20 protein-coding genes are annotated in these 24,104 nt (G+C 55.2%); all 20 read left to right on the top strand.

The annotated features are described in order from the left end of the window. Window positions 1-429: 429 nt before the first annotated feature. The 20 genes from rpsB (at window position 430) to kdsA (ending at window position 24,050) form a co-directional block, all read left to right on the top strand. The gene (rpsB, locus tag GHN86_RS09080; protein WP_122782424.1) at window positions 430-1,173 is read left to right on the top strand and encodes a 30S ribosomal protein S2; all 744 of its coding nucleotides are present in this window, start codon (window positions 430-432) and stop codon (window positions 1,171-1,173) included. 206 nt (window positions 1,174-1,379) lie between these two features. After that, window positions 1,380-2,249 carry a translation elongation factor Ts gene (tsf, locus tag GHN86_RS09075; protein WP_122782423.1) on the top strand — a complete coding sequence of 290 codons (870 nt, stop codon included), beginning with the start codon at window positions 1,380-1,382 and terminating at the stop codon, window positions 2,247-2,249. Between the two features lie 207 nt (window positions 2,250-2,456). Further along, window positions 2,457-3,200 (top strand): UMP kinase, encoded by a 744-nt coding sequence (pyrH, locus tag GHN86_RS09070; RefSeq protein ID WP_003440426.1) that lies wholly within the window; start codon window positions 2,457-2,459, stop codon window positions 3,198-3,200. Continuing rightward, window positions 3,197-3,754 (top strand): ribosome recycling factor, encoded by a 558-nt coding sequence (gene frr / locus GHN86_RS09065; protein WP_122782422.1) that lies wholly within the window; start codon window positions 3,197-3,199, stop codon window positions 3,752-3,754. The genes pyrH and frr overlap by 4 nt, the downstream gene beginning before the upstream one ends. A gap of 15 nt (window positions 3,755-3,769) precedes the next feature. Then, window positions 3,770-4,525: a polyprenyl diphosphate synthase gene (uppS, locus tag GHN86_RS09060; RefSeq protein WP_153378321.1), complete on the top strand. Its 756-nt coding sequence runs from the start codon at window positions 3,770-3,772 to the stop codon at window positions 4,523-4,525. Then, complete coding sequence (locus GHN86_RS09055; protein ID WP_153378322.1) at window positions 4,525-5,331, top strand: phosphatidate cytidylyltransferase; 807 nt, start codon at window positions 4,525-4,527, stop codon at window positions 5,329-5,331. The genes uppS and GHN86_RS09055 overlap by 1 nt, the downstream gene beginning before the upstream one ends. Continuing rightward, window positions 5,328-6,515: a 1-deoxy-D-xylulose-5-phosphate reductoisomerase gene (ispC, locus tag GHN86_RS09050; protein ID WP_153378323.1), complete on the top strand. Its 1,188-nt coding sequence runs from the start codon at window positions 5,328-5,330 to the stop codon at window positions 6,513-6,515. Before GHN86_RS09055 ends, ispC begins: the two co-directional genes overlap by 4 nt. 45 nt (window positions 6,516-6,560) lie before the next feature. Then, window positions 6,561-7,913 carry a sigma E protease regulator RseP gene (gene rseP, locus GHN86_RS09045; RefSeq protein WP_153378324.1) on the top strand — a complete coding sequence of 451 codons (1,353 nt, stop codon included), beginning with the start codon at window positions 6,561-6,563 and terminating at the stop codon, window positions 7,911-7,913. Between the two features lie 76 nt (window positions 7,914-7,989). Then, entirely contained in the window at window positions 7,990-10,338 is a 2,349-nt protein-coding gene (bamA, locus tag GHN86_RS09040; RefSeq protein ID WP_153378325.1) for an outer membrane protein assembly factor BamA, read from the top strand. Between the two features lie 45 nt (window positions 10,339-10,383). Continuing rightward, window positions 10,384-10,887 carry an OmpH family outer membrane protein gene (locus GHN86_RS09035; RefSeq protein WP_122782416.1) on the top strand — a complete coding sequence of 168 codons (504 nt, stop codon included), beginning with the start codon at window positions 10,384-10,386 and terminating at the stop codon, window positions 10,885-10,887. Between the two features lie 2 nt (window positions 10,888-10,889). Next, entirely contained in the window at window positions 10,890-11,945 is a 1,056-nt protein-coding gene (gene lpxD, locus GHN86_RS09030; protein ID WP_153378326.1) for a UDP-3-O-(3-hydroxymyristoyl)glucosamine N-acyltransferase, read from the top strand. Window positions 11,946-12,054: 109 nt separating this feature from the next. Continuing rightward, complete coding sequence (gene fabZ / locus GHN86_RS09025) at window positions 12,055-12,495, top strand: 3-hydroxyacyl-ACP dehydratase FabZ (protein ID WP_122782414.1); 441 nt, start codon at window positions 12,055-12,057, stop codon at window positions 12,493-12,495. Then, window positions 12,492-13,268 carry an acyl-ACP--UDP-N-acetylglucosamine O-acyltransferase gene (gene lpxA, locus GHN86_RS09020; RefSeq protein ID WP_153378327.1) on the top strand — a complete coding sequence of 259 codons (777 nt, stop codon included), beginning with the start codon at window positions 12,492-12,494 and terminating at the stop codon, window positions 13,266-13,268. Before fabZ ends, lpxA begins: the two co-directional genes overlap by 4 nt. A 2-nt stretch (window positions 13,269-13,270) precedes the next feature. Continuing rightward, on the top strand, window positions 13,271-14,398 hold the full coding sequence (gene lpxB / locus GHN86_RS09015; protein ID WP_153378328.1) for a lipid-A-disaccharide synthase: 1,128 nt from the start codon (window positions 13,271-13,273) through the stop codon (window positions 14,396-14,398). 14 nt (window positions 14,399-14,412) lie between these two features. Further along, window positions 14,413-15,030 (top strand): ribonuclease HII, encoded by a 618-nt coding sequence (gene rnhB, locus GHN86_RS09010; protein ID WP_153378329.1) that lies wholly within the window; start codon window positions 14,413-14,415, stop codon window positions 15,028-15,030. A gap of 78 nt (window positions 15,031-15,108) precedes the next feature. Next, window positions 15,109-18,630, top strand: coding sequence for a DNA polymerase III subunit alpha (dnaE, locus tag GHN86_RS09005; RefSeq protein ID WP_153378330.1), 3,522 nt, complete (start codon window positions 15,109-15,111; stop codon window positions 18,628-18,630). Window positions 18,631-18,814: 184 nt separating this feature from the next. Beyond that, window positions 18,815-19,762: an acetyl-CoA carboxylase carboxyltransferase subunit alpha gene (locus tag GHN86_RS09000; RefSeq protein WP_153378331.1), complete on the top strand. Its 948-nt coding sequence runs from the start codon at window positions 18,815-18,817 to the stop codon at window positions 19,760-19,762. 216 nt (window positions 19,763-19,978) lie between these two features. Further along, window positions 19,979-21,295 carry a tRNA lysidine(34) synthetase TilS gene (tilS, locus tag GHN86_RS08995; RefSeq protein WP_153386455.1) on the top strand — a complete coding sequence of 439 codons (1,317 nt, stop codon included), beginning with the start codon at window positions 19,979-19,981 and terminating at the stop codon, window positions 21,293-21,295. 272 nt (window positions 21,296-21,567) lie between these two features. Continuing rightward, window positions 21,568-23,199, top strand: a complete 1,632-nt coding sequence (locus tag GHN86_RS08990) for a CTP synthase (RefSeq protein WP_153378333.1) — start codon at window positions 21,568-21,570, stop codon at window positions 23,197-23,199. A gap of 5 nt (window positions 23,200-23,204) precedes the next feature. Then, window positions 23,205-24,050 (top strand): 3-deoxy-8-phosphooctulonate synthase, encoded by an 846-nt coding sequence (gene kdsA, locus GHN86_RS08985; RefSeq protein ID WP_122781857.1) that lies wholly within the window; start codon window positions 23,205-23,207, stop codon window positions 24,048-24,050. The last annotated feature ends 54 nt before the right edge of the window (window positions 24,051-24,104 follow it).

Below are 24,104 nucleotides of genomic sequence, written 5' to 3'. Positions count from 1 at the left end.
CTGTTATGGGGGCACGCCGCGACGGGCCATCCTTGGCCCGATCGCGGCTGGCTCGGCGTCCTGCCTCGCCACCCCCATAACAGCACCTGCGCTCAGCCTCCTGTGAGGGGCCTCAGTGTTGGTTTCACTGTTTCTGTGGCGGCAGTAGCATTAGGCGACAAGCGACAAGCGACAAGCGAAAAACTTAGGGTATTCCAAAGCTCGTGAGAAGCTTAAAACCTTACCGGGCAAGGGCTTGGCAATAAAATCCAAATACACGCTTCGTTTTTTGCCTGTCTTGTGGTATAAAATGCGCCGCTTTGCGGGTATAGCCCGCAGAGCACAAACCCACACACGTATCGACACGATGACCTGGGTGCCTTCAGCTCGAAGCTGCTGGTTGGTCGTTGGGATACGTGGAGGCCTAACCCGACTTACTAAGGAACTACCATGTCCCAAGTCAACATGCGCGATATGCTGAAGGCCGGTGTGCACTTCGGTCACCAAACCCGTTACTGGAACCCGAAGATGGGTAAATACATCTTTGGCGCGCGTAACAAGATTCACATCATCAACCTTGAAAAAACCCTGCCAATGTTCAACGAAGCTCTGACTTTCGTAGAGCGTCTGGCCCAGGGCAAAAACAAGATTCTGTTCGTCGGCACCAAGCGTTCCGCTGGCAAGATCGTTGCTGAAGAAGCAGCACGTTGCGGCTCGCCGTACGTCGATCACCGCTGGTTGGGCGGCATGCTCACCAACTTCAAAACCATCCGTGCTTCCATCAAGCGTCTGCGTGACCTTGAAATTCAAGCCGAAGACGGTACGTTCGCCAAGCTGACCAAGAAAGAGGCGCTGATGCGCACTCGCGACCTGGAAAAGCTGGATCGTAGCCTGGGTGGTATCAAGGACATGGGCGGTCTGCCAGACGCACTGTTCGTTATCGACGTTGACCACGAGCGTATCGCGATCACCGAAGCTAACAAGTTGGGTATCCCGGTTATCGGCGTTGTCGATACCAACAGCAGCCCGGAAGGCGTTGACTACATCATCCCAGGCAACGATGACGCAATCCGCGCTATCCAGCTGTACATGGGTGCGATGGCTGATGCTGTTATCCGTGGTCGTAACCACGTTGCTGGCGGCACCGACACTTTCGTCGAAGAAGCTCCAGCTGCAGCGGTAGTTGAAGGCTGAGTCATTAACGCCTAGCGTTTACTCAGTACGCAAAAAGGGGGCTTGGCCCCCTTTTTGCCACCTCGAAATCCATTTGTTGTAACTATGCTCGTCGTATCTGTATCAGATGGCGCCTGGCAAAGTTGTATCGAGGTGCGCTTCAAACGAATTGAACGCCCGTTCGATCGGGTGGAATGGTTGAAAACCTATCCAAGAGGAATTTTGAAATGGCAGAGATTACTGCAGCGTTGGTTAAAGAACTGCGTGAGCGTACCGGCGAAGGCATGATGGACTGCAAGAAAGCCTTGACCAAGGCTGGCGGCGACATCGAAAAAGCCATTGATGACATGCGTGCTTCGGGCGCCATCAAGGCTGCCAAAAAAGCAGGCAACGTTGCTGCTGAAGGCGCTATCGCAGTTAAAGTTGCGGACGACAACAAGTCGGCCGTTATCCTTGAAGTCAACTCGCAAACTGACTTCCTGGCTCTGCAAGACGACTTCAAGCAATTCGTTGCTGCCAGCGTAGAAAAAGCATTTGCTGACAAAATGACCGACGCAGCTCCGCTGATCGCCGCTCAAGAATCTGCACGTGAAACACTGGTCGGTAAAGTGGGCGAGAACGTCAACATTCGCCGCCTGGTGCGTGTTGAAGGCGACGTTGTTGATGCTTACCTGCACGGCAACAAAATCGGTGTTGTGGTTGCTCTTAAAGGCGGCAACGCTGAGCTGGCTCGCGACATCGCTATGCACGTTGCTGCAAGCAACCCGGAATTCCTGCTGCCATCGCAAGTTTCCGCTGATGCCATCGAACGCGAAAAAGCTGTGTTCATGAGCCTCAACGAAGACAAGATCAAAGGCAAACCAGCAGAAATCGTTGAGAAAATGGTTGCCGGTCGTATCAGCAAGTTCCTGGCTGAAGCCAGCCTGGTTGAGCAAGCGTTCGTCAAGAACCCGGAAATCAAAGTCGGCGATCTGGCCAAAAAAGCCGGTGCTGAAATCGTTTCCTTCACTTACTTCAAAGTAGGCGAAGGCATCGAGAAACCAGTTGATAACTTCGCTGAAGAAGTTGCTGCTCAGCTGGCTGCAGCCAAGCAATAAGACGGTTTTAAACTGTCGACCCGAAGAGGCTGCCCGCTCACGCGCGCAGCCTCTTTTCAAATGGGAGAGGCTTTTGCCTGTCCTGGCGGAACCGACCGTCAAAGTCGTGTTCCGATGGTGCTGCTGTGCAGCGCCAAGCTAGAGTAAGCGCAGGCCGCACATGGCCTCGCACAGATTTTTTATAAAACGCGGCAGGAGAGATTCGCAATGGCTCAGCAGGGCAGTGGTTATCAAGCTCGCTATAAACGCATTCTACTCAAGCTAAGCGGCGAAGCCCTGATGGGCTCTGAAGAGTTCGGGATCGATCCCAAGGTGCTCGACCGCATGGCGCTGGAAGTTGGCCAGTTGGTCGGCATTGGCGTTCAGGTCGGATTGGTGATTGGTGGTGGCAACTTGTTCCGTGGTGCTGCACTGAGTGCTGCCGGTATGGATCGCGTAACAGGCGATCACATGGGCATGCTGGCAACCGTAATGAATGCCCTGGCGATGCGCGATGCGCTGGAACGTGCGAATATCTCCGCCATCGTAATGTCGGCCATTTCGATGGTTGGCGTGACGGATCACTATGACCGTCGCAAAGCGATGCGCCATTTGAACGCAAAAGATGTGGTGATTTTTGCAGCCGGTACAGGTAATCCGTTCTTTACAACGGATTCGGCCGCTTGCTTGCGTGCCATTGAAATTGACGCTGATGTGGTGCTTAAGGCAACCAAGGTTGACGGCGTGTATACCGCTGACCCATTCAAAGACCCGCATGCCGAGAAGTTCGATCATCTGACCTACGATGAAGTGCTGGATCGCAAGCTGGGTGTAATGGATCTGACGGCAATCTGCCTGTGCCGTGACCATAAAATGCCACTACGTGTATTTAATATGAACAAGCCCGGCGCCTTGCTTAATATTGTCCATGGCGGCGCTGAAGGCACTCTGATCGAGGAAGGTCAACAATGATCAACGAAATCAAGAAAGACGCTCAAGCGCGCATGCAGAAGTCGCTGGACTCCCTGCACCATGCATTCGGCCAAATCCGTACTGGCAAGGCTCACCCAAGCATTCTGGGTAGCGTGATGGTGCCGTACTACGGTGCTGATACGCCATTGAGCAGTGTTGCCAACGTGACCGTTAAAGATTCGCGCACTCTGCAAGTTGTAGCGTTCGAGCGCAACATGCTGGCGGCGGTCGACAAGGCCATTCAGAGCGCAGGTCTGAACCTCAACCCGACTAACCTCGGCGAGTTGTTGTTGATTTCCATGCCGGCGCTGACTGAAGAAACCCGTAAGGGCTTCACCAAGCAGGCGCGTAGCGCCGCCGAAGACGCACGTGTTGCTGTGCGTAACATTCGTCGCGATGCGTTAGGCGAGCTTAAAAAGCTGGTTAAAGACAAGGCGATCAGCGAAGACGAAGAGCGTCGTGCAGCGGCGGATATTCAAAAGCTGACGGATAAGGCTGAAGCCGATATCGATGCAGCTACCAAGCAGAAAGAAGCGGACCTGATGGCCGTATAAGGGCCTGGGCGTTTTATGGAAAAGACCAAGCAGGCTGAACCATCATCGGTGCCGCGCCACGTCGCGATCATCATGGATGGCAATAATCGCTGGGCGAAAAAACGCTTTATGCCAGGCGTAGCCGGGCATAAAGCGGGTGTGGATGCTGTTCGAGCAGTGATTGAAGTATGTGCTGAGGCCAAGGTCGAAGTGCTTACTTTGTTCGCGTTTTCCAGTGAAAACTGGCAGCGCCCGGCAGCTGAAGTCAGCGCTTTGATGGATTTGTTCTTCAGGGCGCTGCGTCGAGAGGCCAAGCGCCTCAACGAAAACAATATCAGCCTGCGGATCATCGGCGATCGCTCACGTTTCCACCCTGAGTTACAGGTTGCGATGCGTGAGGCCGAGCAGATTACGGCGGGTGCCGGGCGATTTGTCCTGCAGATTGCCGCCAACTACGGCGGTCAGTGGGATATCGCACAGGCCGCGCAACGTCTTGCGCGTGAGGTTCAAGCAGGTCATTTGCAGCCTGAGGACATCACGCCAGGACTGCTGCAAACCTGTCTTGTTACCGGTGATCTGCCTTTGCCGGACCTGTGCATTCGCACGGGGGGCGAGCATCGCATCAGCAACTTCTTGCTGTGGCAGCTGGCTTACTCCGAGTTGTATTTTTCCGACCTGTTCTGGCCGGACTTCAAACACGAGGCCATGCGTCATGCATTGGCTGATTTCGCTTCTCGCCAGCGTCGCTTCGGTAAAACAAGCGAGCAGGTTGAGGCTGGAGCCCGGGTTTAATGCTTAAACAACGAATCATTACAGCGCTTATTCTGCTGCCCATCGCCTTGTGCGGTTTTTTCCTGCTTGAGGGTTCCGGCTTTGCGCTGTTTATCGGCCTGGTCGTGACGCTGGGTGCATGGGAGTGGGCACGTCTGGCAGGTTTTAACGCTCAGGCTGCGCGCGTCGCATTTGCAGCCGTTGTCGCTGTGCTCTTGTTCGGGCTGCACATTTTTCCTGATGTGGCGCCTTGGGTATTGGGCGCGGCGGTTTTGTGGTGGGCAGTGGCGACGTATTTGGTGCTGACCTTTCCGCAATCCGCAGTGCACTGGTCAACAACGGCAACCAAACTACTGATCGGTTTGTTGATTCTGCTGCCTGCCTGGCAGGGCTTGGTGCTTATCAAGGCCATGCCGCTGGGCAATTGGTTGATCATGGCCGTGATGGTTCTGGTTTGGGGGGCTGATATCGGCGCTTACTTTTCAGGACGCAAATTTGGCAAACGCAAACTCGCCCCCAAGGTCAGCCCGGGTAAAAGCTGGGAGGGCGTATTCGGTGGCCTGTTATTGAGCTTGCTGATCACTGCGGTGGTGGGTGTGGTGCGTGGCTGGAGTGCGACTCAGATGTTCGCGGCTTTGGCGGGCGCTGCCCTGATTGTCTTGATTTCGGTGGTGGGTGACCTCACTGAAAGCATGTTCAAGCGTCAGTCCGGTATCAAAGACAGCAGTAATTTACTGCCGGGCCATGGTGGTGTTCTTGATCGTATCGACAGCCTGACAGCGGCTATTCCGGTATTTGCTGTGCTTTTGTGGATGGCTGCGTCATGAGTCATGTGCAAAAAATTACGGTTTTGGGGGCTACAGGCTCGATTGGTCTGAGCACCCTGGACGTGATTGCGCGTCATCCTGACCTTTATCAGGTGTTTGCCTTGAGCGGTTATAGCCGGCTCGCTGAACTGCTGGAATTGTGTGTGAAACACAAGCCGCAGGTGGCAGTGGTGCCGGATGATCGAGCTGCAAGCCTATTGCAGGCCGATTTGCGTAAAGCCGGGCTTGATACTGAAGTGTTGGTGGGGGAGGAGGGCTTGTGCCAGGCCGCCTCTGCGCCAGAGGTCGATGCTGTTATGGCTGCCATCGTTGGCGCTGCGGGTTTGCGTCCGACATTGGCAGCAGTCAATGCGGGCAAAAAAATTCTGTTGGCCAATAAAGAAGCGCTGGTGATGACGGGCGCCCTGTTTATGCAGGCTGTGCGTCGCAGTGGATCGGTGCTGCTGCCGATCGACAGTGAGCACAACGCTATTTTCCAGTGCTTGCCGCAAGATTATGCGCGAGGCTTGGGGGCTGTCGGAGTGCGCCGTATTCTGCTGACGGCGTCCGGTGGGCCTTTTCGAGAAACACCGTTGGCAGCGCTTGAAAATGTGACGCCAGATCAGGCCTGTGCTCATCCAAATTGGTCGATGGGGCGCAAAATCTCCGTAGACTCCGCCAGTATGATGAACAAAGGTCTTGAGTTGATTGAGGCTTGCTGGTTATTTGATGCCAGGCCGAGTCAGGTCGAAGTGGTCATTCATCCGCAAAGCGTGATTCATTCGTTGGTCGATTATGTGGATGGTTCGGTACTGGCGCAGCTCGGTAATCCCGATATGCGCACACCCATTGCCAATGCACTGGCGTGGCCGCTGAGAATTGATTCGGGAGTGGCGCCGCTGGATTTGTTTGCAGTGGCGCGTCTGGATTTCCAGCGCCCTGATGAGCAGCGTTTTCCTTGTCTGCGTTTGGCTCGTGAAGCCGCAGAGGCAGGTAACAGCGCGCCGGCCATGCTGAATGCGGCGAATGAGGTGGCGGTAGCGGCTTTTCTCAAGGGAAAAATTCGTTATCCGCAGATTGCCAGGTTGATTGAAGATGTTCTGAGCAGTGAGCCTGTGGTTGCCGTGGACGAGCTGGATGCGGTATTTAGCGCTGATACCAAAGCAAGGCTGCGGGCAGAACAGTGGTTGAGCCGTAACGGCTAAAAGGTGGTGCTTGCCGAAACCGGACGTGAATGCGGAGAAAAGTAGATGAGTGCGCTCTATATGATTGTTGGCACCCTGGTGGCCTTAGGGGTGCTGGTCACTTTTCATGAATTCGGCCACTTTTGGGTGGCGCGCCGGTGTGGCGTCAAGGTTCTGCGTTTTTCTGTGGGCTTCGGCACGCCTTTGGTCCGTTGGCATGATCGCCAGGGCACTGAGTTCGTAATCGCCGCCATTCCATTGGGTGGCTACGTCAAAATGCTTGACGAGCGCGAAGGCGAAGTGCCTTTCGAGCAGCGCGATCAATCGTTCAACCGTAAAACCGTCGGTCAGCGTATTGCCATTGTCGCGGCCGGGCCTGTGGCCAACTTTCTGCTGGCTATCGTGTTCTTTTGGATATTGGCCATGATGGGCAGCCAGCAAGTGCGCCCTGTCATTGGTGCCGTCGAAAGCGGCAGTCTGGCTGCCCAGGCGGGTTTGGTGGCGGGTCAGGAGATCGTTTCCATTGATGGCGAGCCGACCGCAGGCTGGTCGAATGTGAACCTGCAACTGGTGCGTCGTCTCGGTGAAAGCGGTGCCATAAAAGTCGCTGTGCGTGGCCCCGACTCCGAGGTCGAATCTGTCCATCAGTTGGCGCTTCACGACTGGCTTAAAGGGGCTGCCGAGCCAGACCCCATCAAATCGCTGGGTATTCGTCCATGGCGCCCTGAATTGCCGGCCGTGCTGGCTGAGCTCGACCCGAAAGGCCCGGCGCAAGCTGCGGGCCTTAAACCCGGTGACAAGCTCTTGGCCGTGAACGATCAGCCCGTCAAGGACTGGCAGCAAATCGTGGACTGGGTGCGTGAGCGTCCGGATGCCCGCATTGTTGTGCGTGTTGAACGTGATGGTGTTCCTGTCGATGTACCTGTCACGCTCGCCTCTCGCGGCGAGGGTAAGGACGCTGCGGGTTATCTGGGCGCTGGCGTGAAAGGCATCGATTGGCCGCCAGCAATGATTCGGGAGGTCAGTTATGGTCCGGTTGCCGCGATCGGCGAGGGACTAAAACGGACTTGGACCATGAGCGTATTGACGCTCGATTCACTGAAGAAAATGTTGTTCGGCGAGCTCTCGGTAAAAAACTTGAGTGGACCGATAACCATTGCTAAAGTGGCGGGCGCTTCTGCCCAGTCGGGTGTCGCGGATTTCCTGAATTTCCTGGCTTATCTGAGTATTAGCCTCGGGGTTCTGAACTTGTTGCCCATCCCGGTACTGGATGGGGGGCATTTGTTGTTTTATCTGATCGAGTGGGCGCGTGGTCGCCCCTTGTCGGATCGGGTGCAGGGTTGGGGGATGCAGATCGGCATCAGTTTGGTGATTGGGGTGATGCTTCTTGCTCTGGTCAACGATTTGGGCCGTCTGTAAACACTTCGCTGAATTGCGAATCTGCCGCATTTTGCGGCAGTTTGTTTATTGCCAGTTGGAAATAAGAAAGGACTTCATGAAACGTCTGCTGCTAACTGCGGTTCTTGCCGTACTGATGATCACCGAAGTTCACGCCGAGTCCTTCACTGTCTCTGATATCCGTGTCAACGGGCTGCAGCGGGTTTCCGCCGGCAGCGTGTTTGGTGCGTTACCGCTGAACGTGGGTGAAGTAGCGGATGACCGCCGTTTGGTGGAATCCACTCGTGCGTTGTTCAAAACCGGGTTCTTTCAGGATATCCAACTGGGTCGTGATGGCAATGTGCTTGTCATTACGGTTGTCGAGCGTCCTTCCGTCTCCAGCATTACGATTGACGGTAACAAGGCCATTTCCACTGATGACCTTATGAAAGGTCTGAAACAGTCGGGCCTGGCCGAAGGTGAAATCTTCCAGCGTGCAACCCTTGAAGGCGTACGTAACGAGCTGCAACGTCAATACGTTGCTCAAGGTCGTTACTCGGCTACGGTAGACACCGAAGTGGTGCCTGAGCCTCGTAACCGCGTTGCCTTGAAGGTCAATATCAACGAAGGCACGGTTGCCTCTATCCAGCACATTAACGTGGTGGGTAATACGGTCTTCCCTGAAGACGATCTGGTTGACCTTTTCGAACTGAAAACCACGAACTGGTTGTCGTTCTTCAAGAACGACGACAAATATGCTCGTGAAAAACTGTCGGGTGACCTTGAGCGTCTGCGCTCTTACTACCTTGATCGCGGCTATATCAATATGGATATTGCTTCGACACAGGTATCGATCACCCCTGACAAGAAAAACGTCTACATCACGGTCAATGTGAACGAAGGCGAAAAATACAATGTCGGCGAAGTGAAGCTGAGCGGTGACCTCAAGGTTCCTGAAGATCAGATCAAATCGCTGCTGCTGGTACAGCCGGGTCAGGTCTTCTCGCGCAAGCTGATGACGACCACATCCGAACTGATTACGCGTCGTCTGGGTAACGAGGGCTACACGTTCGCTAACGTTAACGCCGTGCCGCAACCCGATCCTGAGAATCACACTGTCGCCATTACTTTTGTAGTCGATCCGGGCAAGCGTGCTTACGTTAACCGCATCAACTACCGCGGCAACACCAAGTCGGAAGACGAAGTGCTGCGCCGTGAAATGCGCCAGATGGAAGGTGGTTGGGCTTCTACTTACCTGATTGACCAGTCCAAGGTGCGCCTTGAGCGTCTGGGCTTCTTCAAGGAAGTGAACGTTGAAACGCCGGCAGTGCCAGGTACTGATGACCAGGTTGACGTGAACTACTCCGTAGAAGAACAAGCGTCGGGTTCGATCACCGCCAGCGTTGGTTTTGCACAGAGCGCCGGTTTGATTCTGGGTGGCTCCATTACCCAGAACAACTTCCTGGGCACGGGTAACAAGGTCAGCCTTGGCCTGACGCGCAGTGAATACCAAAGCCGTTACAACTTCAGCTACGTTGACCCGTACTGGACTGCAGATGGTGTGAGCCTAGGCTACAACGTGTTCTACCGTACCACTGACTACAAAGAGCTTGATGTTGACGTTGCCAACTACTCGGTTGACAGCTTGGGTGCCGGTATCACGATGGGTTATCCGATCAGTGACACCTCGCGTCTGACTTACGGCTTGAGCGTGCAGCAGGATGAGATCAGCACCGGTCAGTACACCGTTGACGAGATTTTTGACTTCGTAAACCGTGAGGGCGACAAGTACCTCAACTTCAAGGCGTCAGTAGGCTGGTCTGAGTCCACCCTGAACAAGGGCGTACTGCCAACCCGCGGCACGTCGCAGAGCCTGGTGCTTGAAAGCACTATCCCGGGCAGCGACTTGCAGTTCTACAAACTTGATTACCGCGCACAGTTGTTCCAGCCGCTGAGCGACACATACACCATGCGTCTGCACACTGAATTGGGTTATGGCGACGGTTACGGTTCGACCTCAGGTCTGCCGTTCTACGAGAACTACTACGCCGGCGGTTTCAACTCGGTACGTGGTTTCAAGGACAGCACTTTGGGGCCTCGCAGTACGCCTAGCTCGGGTAAAAATCCTGGCACCATCGCTGACCCGGATCAAGATCCGCTACCATTTGGTGGTAACGTGCTGATCCAGGGTGGTGTTGAAGTCCTGTTCCCGATGCCGTTCGTGAAAGATCAGCGCTCCCTGCGTACCTCGGTATTCTGGGATGTGGGTAACGTGTTCGACACTAACTGCAAAGGCGACACTCAGGACTGCGACATCAGCTTCAGTAACATGGCCAGCTCGGTGGGTCTTGGTGTGACGTGGGTGACGGCGCTTGGTCCGCTGAGCTTCAGCTTGGCCATGCCGATCAAGAAGCCTAATGATGCAGAAACCCAAGTGTTCCAGTTTTCCCTCGGCCAGACTTTCTAAAAGCCTGACCTTAGCGACAGATAACGGATTTTTTAGGAGTGCATCGTGCGTAAGTTGACTCAATTGGTTCTCCTGGCTTCGCTTTTAGTGGCTGGTCCGGCATTCGCCGACATGAAAATTGCCGTCCTGAACTATCAGATGGCGTTGCTCGAATCAGACGCAGCCAAGCGTTATGCCGTCGATGCCGAGAAGAAGTTCGGCCCGCAGCTGACCAAGCTGAAAAGTCTGGAAAGCAGCGCCAAAGGTATTCAGGACCGTCTGGTAAAAGGCGGCGATAAAATGGCTCAAGGCGAGCGCGAGCGTCTGGAGCTTGAATTCAAGCAAAAGGCCCGTGACTTCCAGTTCCAGTCCAAGGAGCTGAACGAAGCCAAGGCCGTTGCTGACCGTGAAATGCTGAAACAGCTCAAGCCAAAACTGGACAGCGCTGTTGAAGAAGTGATCAAGAAAGGTGCCTTTGACCTGGTGTTCGAGCGTGGTGCTGTGATTGATGTCAAACCTCAGTACGACATCACTCGCCAGGTTATCGAGCGCATGAATCAGCTGAAGTAATTATGACTGCGACTATAAAGCTCGGCCAAATGGCCGAGTTCCTCGGTGCCACGTTGCGTGGCTCCGCGGAGAAAGAAATCACTGGGCTAGCCACTTTGCAAGAGGCTGGCCCAGGTCAGTTGAGCTTTCTGGCCAACCCTCAGTACCGAAAGTTTTTGGTCGACTGCCATGCCGGAGCCGTATTGCTCAAGGCTGCAGACGCTGAAGACTATGCCGGTGATGCGCTGGTGGTGCCGGATCCTTATCTGGCTTATGCCCGAATTTCACACCTGTTTGATCCCAAGCCGAAAGCGTCTGCCGGTGTTCATCCGACAGCGGTCATTGCTGCGGATGCGTTGGTTGACCTTGGCGCAAGTATTGGTGCTTTTGCGGTGATCGAAAGCGGCGCGCGCATAGCGGCCGGGGTCACGGTCGGTGCTCATTGCTTTATCGGTGCGCGCTGTGAGATTGGTGAAAACGGCTGGCTGGCTCCTCGTGTGACGTTGTATCACGATGTGCGCATCGGCCAGCGAGTAGTCATTCAGTCGGGTGCTGTGCTCGGTGGTGAAGGCTTTGGCTTTGCCAATGAGAAAGGTGTCTGGCAAAAAATCGCCCAGATCGGTGGTGTAACCGTCGGTGATGATGTCGAGATTGGCGTTAATACGGCAATCGATCGAGGGGCTTTGGCCGATACGGTCATAGGCAATGGCGTCAAACTCGATAACCAGATACAGATCGCGCACAACGTGCATATCGGTGACCATACGGCGATGGCCGCCTGTGTCGGGATTTCCGGTAGTACTAAAATTGGCAAACATTGCATGTTGGCTGGTGGTGTCGGTTTGGTCGGACACATTGAAATCTGCGACAACGTATTTTTGACCGGCATGACGATGGTGACTCACTCGATAACCGAGCCGGGCGCTTATTCTTCAGGCACAGCCATGCAGCCAGCAGCCGAGTGGCGCAAGAGCGCTGCACGGATTCGTCAGCTTGACGATATTGCCCGCCGGCTTAAACATCTGGAGAAGCGCGTTGGGGAAGTGACCCCGAACAGCAAAGCTTCTTCAGAGGGCTAGTACATTTTCCATATCAAGAGTGCATAGCCACTGGTTTGCCTCCTTGATTTGCTAGAGGAGCGCGCCTTAGTTGCGCGCGCCCAATCTTTATTACAGGCTTCCCCACGAAATGATGGACATCAACGAGATTCGCGAATATCTGCCCCACCGTTACCCGTTCCTGCTGGTGGACCGAGTGGTGGATCTGGATGTCGAGAACAAGCGCATTCGTGCCTACAAGAATGTCAGCATCAACGAACCTTTTTTCAACGGTCATTTTCCGGCACATCCAATCATGCCGGGTGTTCTGATCATTGAAGCAATGGCTCAGGCTGCTGGCATTCTGGGTTTCAAGATGATGGATCTGAAGCCGTCTGACGGCACACTCTATTATTTCGTTGGCTCTGACAAACTGCGTTTCCGTCAGCCTGTATTGCCTGGCGATCAATTGATCCTGGAAGCCAAGTTCCTGAGCAGCAAGCGTTCTATCTGGAAATTCGAATGTCAGGCTACGGTTGATGGCAAGCCTGTCTGTTCGGCCGAAATTATCTGTGCGGAACGCAAACTATGAGTTTGATTGACCCTCGCGCAATCATCGATCCGACGGCCGTACTGGCCGACGACGTCGAGGTCGGCCCTTGGTCGATCATCGGTGCCGGTGTGGAAATCGGCGAGGGGACTGTGATTGGGCCGCATGTGATCATCAAGGGCTCAACCAGGATCGGTAAGCACAATCGCATCTACCAGTTTTCTTCGGTAGGCGAGGACACGCCTGATCTCAAATACAAAGGTGAAGAAACTCGCTTGGTCATCGGTGACCACAACGTTATTCGCGAAGGGGTCACCATCCACCGCGGTACGATCCAGGATCGCGCCGAAACGACGTTAGGTGATCACAACCTGGTCATGGCCTATGCCCATATCGGCCATGACAGTGTGATCGGCAACCACTGCATTCTGGTCAATAACGCCGCGCTGGCGGGCCATGTGCATATGGGCGACTGGGCAATACTGTCAGGCTTCACCCTGGTTCATCAGTTCTGCCATATCGGTGCCCACAGCTTTTCGGGTATGGGTACGGCGATCGGCAAAGATGTACCTGCGTTTGTGACGGTGTTTGGCAGTCCGGCGAAAGCGCGCAGCATGAACTTCGAAGGCATGCGTCGCCGTGGTTTCAGCGATGAGGCCATTCATGCACTGCGTCGCGCCTATAAAGTGGTTTACCGTCAGGGTCTGACCGTTGAGCAGGCGTTAGTCGAATTGGCTGAGCCCGCGGCTCTGTTCCCGGAAGTGGCTATTTTTGTAGAGTCCATCCGCTCCTCCACCCGTGGCATCACACGCTAGTGATGGCCAAATTGCGTATAGCACTGGTGGCGGGCGAAGCCTCGGGCGACATTTTGGGTTCGGGATTGATGCGAGCGCTCAAGGCGCAGCATTCGGACATCGAATTTATCGGTGTGGGTGGGCCATTGATGGAAGCCGAGGGTATGACCTCTTACTTCCCTATGGAACGCCTGTCGGTAATGGGTCTTGTTGAAGTGCTGGGTCGCTTGCGAGAACTGCTCAAGCGACGCAAGGATCTGGTGCGGACCCTGATCGCTGAAAAGCCTGATGTATTCATCGGTATTGATGCTCCGGACTTCACACTTAATATTGAGCTTCAATTACGTCGTGCGGGGATCAAGACCGTGCATTACGTCAGCCCGTCCGTCTGGGCTTGGCGTCAAAAACGGGTGCTGAAGATTCGCGAAGGCTGCGATTTGATGCTCACCCTTTTGCCGTTCGAAGCTAAATTCTACGAAGAGAAGGGTGTGCCGGTGCGTTTTGTCGGGCACACACTCGCCGATACGATCCCACTTGAGGCCGACAAGGTCTCCGCCCGTGCCGAACTGGGCTTATCTGATGGACCGCTGGTCGCTTTGATGCCCGGCAGTCGTGGTGGAGAAGTCGGTAAGCTTGGTGGGCTGTTTCTCGATGCTGCGCAGATTATTCGCCAATCTCGTCCAGATGTTCGCTTTGTGTTGCCTTGTGCCAATGCTGCGCGACGTGCGCAGATTGAGCAGATGGTGGTGGGGCGTGATCTGCCGCTGACACTGCTGGACGGGCGTTCGCATCTGGCTCTGGCGGCCTGCGATGCGGTGCTGATTGCCTCAGGTACTGCGACACTCGAAGCGCTTCTGTACAAACGACCTATGGTGGTGGCTTATCGCCTGGCTCGTCTGACTTTCTGGATTCTCAAGCGCCTGGTCAAAAGCCCTTACGTCTCGCTGCCCAACCTGTTGGCTCAACGGATGCTGGTTCCTGAGCTTTTGCAGGACGATGCCACGCCACAAGCATTGGCTGACGCGTTGTTGCCATTATTGGATGGCGGTGAAGAGCAAACCCGCAGCTTTGATGAGATTCATCGAACCTTGCGTCTCGACGCTTCCAATCAGGCCGCCCGTGCGGTACTGGACCTGATAGCAAAACGTTAATGAGTAAAGTGTCTATGCAAATCGGATTGGATTTCAATCTGGTCGAAGAGCTCGTGGCCGGTGTTGATGAAGTTGGCCGTGGTCCGCTATGCGGTGCGGTAGTCACAGCAGCGGTCATTCTCGACCCAAATCGTCCTATTCTTGGTCTCAATGACTCCAAAAAGCTCACACAAGCACGCCGTGAAAAGCTGTTTGACGAAATCTGTGAGAAGGCGCTGAGTTGGCATATCGCCCGTGCGGAGGTTGAGGAAATTGACCAGCTCAATATCCTGCACGCTACGATGTTGGCCATGCAGCGAGCAGTTGAAGGGCTTAGCATTACCCCTAATCTGGCCATGATCGACGGTAATCGCTGCCCAGTTCTGGGGATGCCGGCTGAGGCGGTGGTCAAGGGCGACAGTAAAGTGCCAGCGATTGCAGCGGCTTCGATTCTGGCCAAGGTCAGTCGCGACCGGGAAATGGCTGCATTTGAGTTGCAATATCCGGGTTACGGGATCGGTGGCCACAAAGGGTATCCGACCTCCGTGCACCTTGAGGCGTTGGAGCGTCTGGGGCCGACACCGATCCACCGACGCTCGTTTGGTCCGGTGCGTCGTGCCTACGAAGCCCGCGAAGGGTTCGCCAAGGTTTAGCCGCGAGGCTGATGTTTTTGCCAAGGCCCGGTACAATCCGGGCCTTGTTGTTTTTCAAAGCTTATAGACAGGATCACCATGCCGGCTTCATTCGTTCACCTGCGCCTGCACACCGAATACTCACTGGTCGATGGCCTGGTGCGGATCAAGCCGCTGATCAAAACCCTGGCTGGCATGAACATGCCTGCTGTGGCGGTGACTGACCAGAACAATATGTGTTCCCTGGTCAAGTTCTATAAAGCCGCCATGGGTGGCGGGATCAAACCGATCAGTGGTGCGGATCTGTGGCTGTCGAACAAAGACCCTGAAAACCCGCTAAGCCGTATCAGCCTGTTGGCGATGAACCCTTTGGGCTATCGCAACCTCACTGAGCTTATCTCCCGGGGTTACATCGAAGGCCAGCGCAATGGTCAGGTGATCATCGAGCGAGAGTGGGTCGCTGAAGCGGCGGAAGGTTTGATCATGCTGTCAGCCGCCAAAGAGGGTGAAATTGGCGTCGCGCTGATCAGTGGCAATACACAAGAGGCCGAAATTCTGACCCGTGAGTGGATGTCAGTCTTTCCGGATCGTTTTTACCTCGAAGTGCAGCGTACCAAGCGCCCCAATGATGAAGAGCACTTGCACAGTGCCGTGGCGCTGGCGGACAAACTCGGCGTTCCACTGGTGGCCACCAACGATGTACGGTTCCTGCGCCAGCAGGATTTTGAAGCTCATGAAACTCGCGTATGCATTGGTGAAGGCCGGGCCCTTGATGACCCGCGCCGCTCCAAAAACTACAGCGATCAGCAGTACCTGAAAAGCGCCGATGAAATGGCTGAGCTGTTCAGTGACTTGCCTGAAGCGCTGGCAAACTCGGTTGAGATCGCCAAGCGCTGCAATATCGACGTGAAGCTGGGTACTCACTTTTTGCCCAACTTCCCGATTCCCGATGGCATGACCATTGACGAATATTTCCGCAAGGTGTCATTTGAGGGGCTTGAAGATCGCTTGAGCGTTCTGCTGCCCAAAGACACCACGGAAGACTATGACGCCAAGCGTCAGGTGTATGTCGATCGTCTGAATTTTGAGCTGGATATCATTATTCAGATGGGATTCCCCGGTTACTTCCTGATCGTAATGGACTTTATCCAGTGGGCTAAAAGCAACGGTGTGCCAGTAGGCCCGGGCCGTGGGTCGGGTGCCGGCTCGCTGGTGGCCTATGTGCAGAAGATTACTGACCTGGACCCGCTGGAATACGATCTGCTGTTCGAACGTTTTCTTAACCCGGAACGGGTATCGATGCCCGACTTCGACGTCGACTTCTGCATGGATGGTCGCGATCGGGTGATTGAATACGTGGCTGACAAGTACGGCCGCAATGCTGTAAGCCAGATCATTACCTTCGGTTCGATGGCGGCGAAAGCGGTTATTCGAGACGTGGCACGGGTTCAGGGCAAGTCTTATGGCTTGGCGGATCGTCTGTCAAAGATGATCCCGTTTGAAGTGGGCATGACCCTGGAAAAAGCCTACGAGCAAGAAGAAATTTTGCGCGATTTCATCAAAGTTGATGAGGAAGCGGCTGAAATCTGGGAAATGGCTCGAAAGCTTGAAGGCGTTGTACGTAACGTCGGTAAGCACGCCGGTGGTGTGGTGATCGCGCCCACCAAACTCACCGACTTTTCGCCGATTTATTGCGATGAAGAGGGGGGCGGGCTGGTCACCCAGTTCGACAAGGATGACGTTGAGTCTGCGGGTCTAGTGAAGTTCGACTTCCTTGGTCTGAGAACCTTGACTGTGATCGACTGGGCACTGAAAACCATCAACCGTGATCGCGCAAAAGTCGATGAGCCGCCGCTGGATATCGCCTTTATCCCGTTGGACGACAAGCCGACCTATCAGTTGCTGCAAAAAGCGGAAACCACCGCGGTGTTCCAGCTAGAGTCGCGCGGCATGAAAGAGCTGATCAAAAAGCTCAAGCCCGACTGCCTGGAAGACTTGATCGCACTGGTGGCCCTGTTTCGTCCGGGCCCTTTGCAGTCCGGCATGGTGGATGACTTTATCAACCGTAAGCACGGCCGTGCCGAGTTGGCTTACCCGCACTCCGATTATCAATATGAAGGTTTGAAACCCGTATTGACGCCGACGTACGGCATCATTCTGTATCAAGAACAGGTGATGCAGATTGCCCAGGTCATGGCGGGTTACACGCTGGGCGGCGCGGACATGCTGCGTCGGGCGATGGGTAAGAAAAAGCCCGAAGAAATGGCCAAGCAGCGTGGCGGCTTTATTGAAGGCTGCGCCAACAACAATATCGATGCCGATCTGGCCGGTAACATTTTCGACCTGGTAGAGAAATTTGCCGGTTATGGCTTCAACAAATCCCACTCCGCAGCCTACGGCCTGGTGTCCTACCAGACCGCCTGGCTGAAAACCCATTACCCGGCGCCGTTCATGGCCGCGGTCCTGTCGGCGGATATGCACAACACCGACAAGGTCGTGACCTTGATCGAAGAAATTCGCACCATGAAGCTGCGTCTGGACGCGCCGGATGTGAATGCTTCGGAGTTCAAGTTCACGGTGAACGAAGAAGGTCGGATTATTTACGGCCTCGGCGCGATCAAGGGTGTCGGTGAAGGTCCGGTCGAGGCAATTACTGAGGCGCGTCAGAATGGCCCGTTCACGGACTTGTTCGATTTCTGTGCTCGGGTTGACCTTAAACGGATCAATAAACGTACCCTTGACGGTCTTATCCGCAGTGGTGCGTTGGACCGTCTTGGACCGTTTTTTCATGATGAGCCCAAAGCGTGGCAAGCCAGCATTGACCAGAACCGTGCAGTGTTACTGGCGGCAATGGAAGAGGCCATCAAGGCCGCTGAACAAACGGCCCGCACCCACGACAGTGGGCACGCCGACCTGTTTGGCGGGCTGTTCGTCGAGGAAGACGCCGATGTTTATGCCAATCATCGCAAGGCGAAGGAACTGACGCTAAAGGAGCGTCTCAAAGGGGAGAAGGACACCCTGGGCCTGTATCTGACTGGGCACCCGATCGACGAGTACGAGGGTGAAATTCGTCGTTTCGCCCGCCAGCGGATTATCGACTTGAAGCCAGCCCGCGATACTCAGACCGTGGCTGGCATGATTATCGCCTTGCGAGTGATGAAAAATAAAAAGGGCGACAAGATGGGCTTTATCACCCTCGATGACCGCTCGGGCCGGATCGAGGCCTCGCTGTTTGCTGAGGCATTTCATTCCGCTCAATCCCTGTTGCAGACGGATGCGATGGTGGTGGTCGAGGGCGAAGTCAGCAATGACGATTTCTCGGGCGGCTTGCGTTTGCGAGTCAAGCGCGTGATGAGCATGGAAGATGCGCGTACCAATCTGGCCGAAAGTTTGCGATTGAAAGTGGCGCAAGCGGCGCTCAAGGGCGATCAGTTGCGCTGGTTGGGCGAATTGTTCAAGAAACATCGCGGCGCATGCCCGATTACCATGGAGTACACCGGGGAGGGCGCCAAGGCCATGTTGCAGTTTGGCGAGACCTGGCGAATTGATCCGGCGGATAGCTTGATTCAAGCCTTGCGTGACCAGTTTGGGCGAGACAACGTCTTCCTCCAATACCGTTGATGGTCAGGGGCGATAGCCGCGTCCTGACCTTGACCTGAATTTTTAATCTCGACCTGAGAGCGCCTGTCCCTTAAGGTAGGCGCGATACAGATCAACCGGCTGCCCCAGTGAGGCTATAGACACCAGCAAATGCTGGGTTTTTGACCTTCTGGCATGCTTTGCCGCCGACCCAAGACGGATGCTTATGAACCCGAATTTTCTTGATTTCGAACAGCCGATTGCTGACCTGCAAGCCAAAATCGAAGAGTTGCGCTTGGTTGGTAACGATAATTCGCTGAACATCAGCGATGAAATCTCTCGTCTGCAAGACAAAAGCAAAACGCTGACTGAAGATATTTTCGGCAAACTGACCAGCTGGCAGATTGCCCGTCTGGCCCGTCACCCGCGTCGTCCTTACACGCTTGACTACATCGACCACATCTTCACCGAATTCGATGAGTTGCACGGCGACCGTCACTTCTCTGACGATGCGGCGATTGTGGGTGGTATTGCCCGTCTGGACGATCAGCCAGTGATGGTGATTGGTCACCAGAAGGGCCGTGAAGTACGCGAAAAGGTTCGCCGTAACTTCGGCATGCCGCGACCGGAAGGTTATCGCAAGGCCTGCCGGCTGATGGAAATGGCCGAGCGCTTCAAAATGCCGATCCTGACCTTTATCGATACGCCAGGTGCCTACCCTGGGATTGACGCCGAAGAGCGCAACCAGAGCGAAGCGATTGCCTGGAACCTGCGTGTCATGTCGCGTCTGAAAACACCGATTATCGCCACGGTTATTGGTGAAGGTGGTTCGGGCGGTGCGTTGGCGATCGGTGTTTGCGATCAGTTGAACATGTTGCAGTACTCGACCTACGCGGTTATTTCCCCTGAGGGTTGTGCCTCGATTCTGTGGAAAACAGCCGAGAAGGCGCCGGACGCTGCTGAGGCCATGGGCATTACCGCTGATCGTCTGAAAGGTCTGGGTATCGTGGACAAGGTGATTGGCGAGCCTTTGGGCGGCGCACACCGTGACCCTGCGGCGGCGTCTGCCACTATTCGCGCTGATTTGATTTCTCAGCTGGATATGCTGAAAAAGCTGGATCACGAAACGTTGCTCAAGCGTCGTTATGATCGTTTGATGAGCTACGGTCTCTGATTAACGGCTGACCCTCACCCCAACCCTCTCCCAAAGGGAGAGGGAGCTGATTGGAGGTGTTCCTGAGGCTGCGTACAGTCAGTTGCTTTCCCAAAGGGAGAGGGTGCTGATTGGAGGTGTTCTTGAAGTCGCGCGCAATCAGTTCCCTCTCCCTACGGGAGAGGGCTAGGGTGAGGGGCTTTTGATCTTGATGGTCTTTTCCCACGGGATTGTGTGATGCCCAACCTCTCAATCCAGCTCCTTCAAGCCTTGAAACCCTGGCGCAACGCCAAAGCCTGGCACGTCGCTCTCTCCGGCGGTCTTGACTCGACCGTCCTGCTGCATCTACTCATTCAGCTCCGTCAAACCCATTCACTGCCCCCGATCTCCGCTGTCCATGTGCATCATGGTCTTCAAGCGGCAGCTGATGCGTGGCCGGCCCATTGTCAGGCGCTGTGTGATGAGTTGAGAGTTCCATTGCAGGTCATTCGCGTGCAGGTGCAACCTGGCGCAAGCCTGGAGCGGGCGGCGCGGGATGCTCGCTATCAGGCGTTTGTCGGCTGCACTCACGCCGATGAGGTGATGCTGACTGGGCAGCACCGTGACGATCAGGCTGAAACCGTGCTCTTTCGTCTGTTGCGAGGCGCCGGTGTGAGCGGTTTGGCGGGTATGCCGCGCCAACGCCGCTTGGGTCAAGGTTCACTGGGTCGGCCTTTGCTGGACGTGTCCCGAGCCGAACTGGAAGCTTACGCCCATGACAACCGCCTGACATGGATTGAAGACCCCTCCAACTGCCAGACAAACTTTTCCCGCAATTATTTGCGCCATGAAGTGCTTCCGGTTATCGAGCGTCGCTGGCCTCAAGCCACCGCCACACTGGCACGCAATGCCGATCACTGTGCTGAGGCTCAATGTTTGCTGGGAGAGTTGGCTGAGCAGGATTTACACACCGCCGCTACGCCGACAGCGTTTGAGTGGCTCGGTCTGCCGTCACTTGAATTGGCGCCGCTTGCCCGTTTGTCGCCTGCCCGTCAGCGCAACGCCTTGCGTCATTGGCTCAACGCATTCAGTCGCATGCCCGATACTGAGCATTGGTCAGGTTGGGAAGCTCTGCGCGATGCCCGCGAAGATGCGCAGCCGATATGGTGCCTGGAGGGTGGCGAAATGCATCGAGCGAGCGGGCGAATCTGGTGGCTGTCAGGTGATTGGCTAACGCCGCCTTCTGCTCCTCTGTTGTGGATGCAGCCAGGGCATTCGCTGGTCTTGCCGGGCAACGGCCTCTTAAGCCTGCACGGTGATATTCCGGATGGCCCTCTGCAAGTGAGCTATCGTCAAGGTGGCGAAGTGATGGTGTTGGCACAGAGGGGGCGTCGCGACCTCAAACGTCTGTTGAACGAGCGCGGTGTGCCGCTGTTTGCCCGTGGCAGATTGCCGCTTGTGTATGCAAATGAGCAGTTATTGGCGGTGGCAAACGTGCCCGGACTGGACTCCAGCCCCTGTGGGCGCTGGAAATTACAGTGGCTGCCAACTTCCAGCGATCAAGGTTTGAGCTGAAAGGGGCTTTCCGGTAGACTACGCTCCCTTCTTGATACAACTTCTGTAGATTCACCAGAATTACAGATGTTGCCGATTACCAAGCAGTCTTTGCTGGGCGATTTTAAAAAAATGTGTGGCTTGTATCGAACCGGTGGTTGTCATCGGTCTGTTCCAACGCAGCAGTTTTTCAAAAGGTGCACTGTGACTAATGCTGGTGATTGGGGGCTTCGGCCTTCCTTCGCTTTCCCCGGCGGCTCTGACCGCTTTAACGCAGACTTCTAGGGTTTTTCATGACGCGCTACATCTTCGTCACGGGCGGTGTTGTTTCTTCATTGGGGAAAGGCATTGCCTCGGCTTCATTGGCAGCCATCCTGGAGGCGCGGGGACTTAAGGTCACCATGCTGAAGCTGGACCCCTACATCAACGTTGATCCGGGCACCATGAGCCCGTTCCAGCACGGTGAAGTGTTCGTCACACACGACGGCGCAGAAACCGACCTGGACTTGGGTCACTACGAGCGGTTTATCCGCACGACGATGACCCAGAACAACAACTTCACCACGGGCCGTGTTTACGAACACGTTCTGCGCAAGGAGCGCCGTGGTGATTACCTGGGTGCAACCATTCAGGTAATTCCGCACATCACCGACGAAATCAAACGTCGGATCATCAAGGGCGCCGGCGATGCCGACGTAGCGATGGTTGAGATTGGCGGCACTGTGGGTGACATTGAGTCGCAACCGTTCCTCGAAGCAATCCGTCAGTTACGCATCGAAGTGGGCGCCAAACGCGCCATGCTGATGCACCTGACTCTGGTTCCGTACATCGCCACCGCTGGCGAAACGAAAACCAAACCTACACAGCACTCGGTTAAAGAGCTGCGTTCCATCGGCCTGCAGCCAGATGTTCTGATCTGCCGTTCCGATCACCACGTTGATGTGTCCTCGCGTCGCAAGATTGCGCTGTTCACCAACGTAGAAGAGCGCGCCGTTATTTCGCTGGAAGACGCCGACACCATCTACAAGATCCCGGGCATGTTGCACGCTCAGGGTCTGGATGATTTCGTCGTTGAGCGTTTCGGTCTGGAATGCAACAGCGCTGACCTGTCCGAATGGGACAAAGTGGTCGACGCCAAGCTCAACCCGGAGCACGAAGTCACCATCGCGATGGTGGGCAAGTACATGGAGCTGCTGGACGCGTACAAGTCGCTGATTGAAGCGATGAGCCACGCCGGTATTTCCAACCGTACCAAGGTCAACCTGCGTTATATCGACTCCGAAGACATCGAAAACAAAGGCACCGAATTGCTTGAAGGCTGTGATGCCATTCTGGTTCCGGGCGGCTTCGGTCTGCGCGGCGTCGAAGGCAAGATCACTGCTGTTCAATATGCACGTGAAAACAAGGTGCCATACCTGGGTATCTGCCTGGGCATGCAGGTGGCGGTTATCGAGTTCGCACGTAACGTACTGGGCTGGAAAGACGCCAACTCTACCGAGTTCGATCGCAGCAGCGGCCACCCTGTTGTGGGCCTGATCACCGAGTGGGAAGACGCCACCGGTGCAGTCGAAACCCGTACCGAAACCTCGGATCTGGGCGGCACCATGCGTCTGGGTGCGCAGGATTGCCAGCTGGCAGCCGGTTCCAAGGTGCACGATTGCTATGCCAAAGACGTGATCGTCGAACGTCACCGTCACCGCTATGAAGTGAACAACAACCTGCTGCCTCAACTGATGGAAGCGGGCCTGAAAGTGACGGGTCGCTCCGGCGACGGCGCGTTGGTCGAAGTGGTTGAAGCACCGGATCATCCTTGGTTCGTCGCTTGCCAGTTCCACCCGGAGTTCACTTCAACGCCACGTGATGGCCATCCACTGTTCACAGGTTTCGTCAAAGCAGCACTGGCGCAGCACGAGAAGAAGGCATAAACAGCATGGCGCAAAAGATTATCCGTGTAGGCAATATCGAAATTGCCAACGACAAGCCAATGGTCTTGTTCGGTGGCATGAACGTGCTGGAAAGCCGTGATATGGCCATGCAGGTGTGTGAAGAGTACGTGCGGGTTACCGAAAAGCTTGGTATCCCTTATGTATTCAAGGCAAGTTTTGACAAGGCCAACCGCTCATCTGTCAGCTCGTACCGTGGCCCCGGCCTCGAAGAAGGCATGCGGATTTTCCAGGACATCAAGGCCGCCTTTGGCGTGCCGGTGATCACCGACGTCCATGAGCCTGCGCAAGCAGCCGTGGTCGCGGAAGTTTGCGACATCATCCAGTTGCCGGCTTTCCTGTCGCGCCAGACTGATCTGGTCGTGGCGATGGCCAAGACCGGTGCTGTGATCAACATCAAGAAAGCCCAATTCCTCGCACCTCAGGAAATGAAACATATCCTGAGCAAATGCGAAGAAGCCGGCAATGATCAGTTGATTCTCTGCGAGCGTGGTTCCAGCTTTGGCTACAACAACCTTGTAGTCGACATGCTGGGCTTCGGCATCATGAAACAGTTCGAATACCCGGTGTTTTTCGACGTGACCCACGCGCTGCAAATGCCCGGTGGTCGCGCCGATTCGGCCGGTGGTCGTCGTGCTCAAGTCACTGATCTGGCCAAGGCTGGCATCAGCCAGAGCCTTGCAGGTCTGTTTCTGGAAGCACACCCGGATCCAGACAACGCCAAATGCGACGGACCTTGTGCCTTGCGTCTGGACAAACTGGAGCCTTTCCTGGCCCAGTTGAAAGCGCTGGATGAGTTGGTGAAGAGTTTTCCTACAATAGAAACCGCGTAACCCTCGTTTCTCCGGTAAAGTACCGCACGATTTCTCGGGCCTCATGGCCCGAGC

The sequence above is a fragment of the Pseudomonas helleri genome (assembly GCF_009600315.1).
In the GTDB taxonomy this organism is placed as follows: domain Bacteria; phylum Pseudomonadota; class Gammaproteobacteria; order Pseudomonadales; family Pseudomonadaceae; genus Aquipseudomonas; species Aquipseudomonas helleri_A.
Note: the sequence above shows the minus strand (reverse complement) of the source record. Positions and strands in the feature narration are given on the sequence as shown.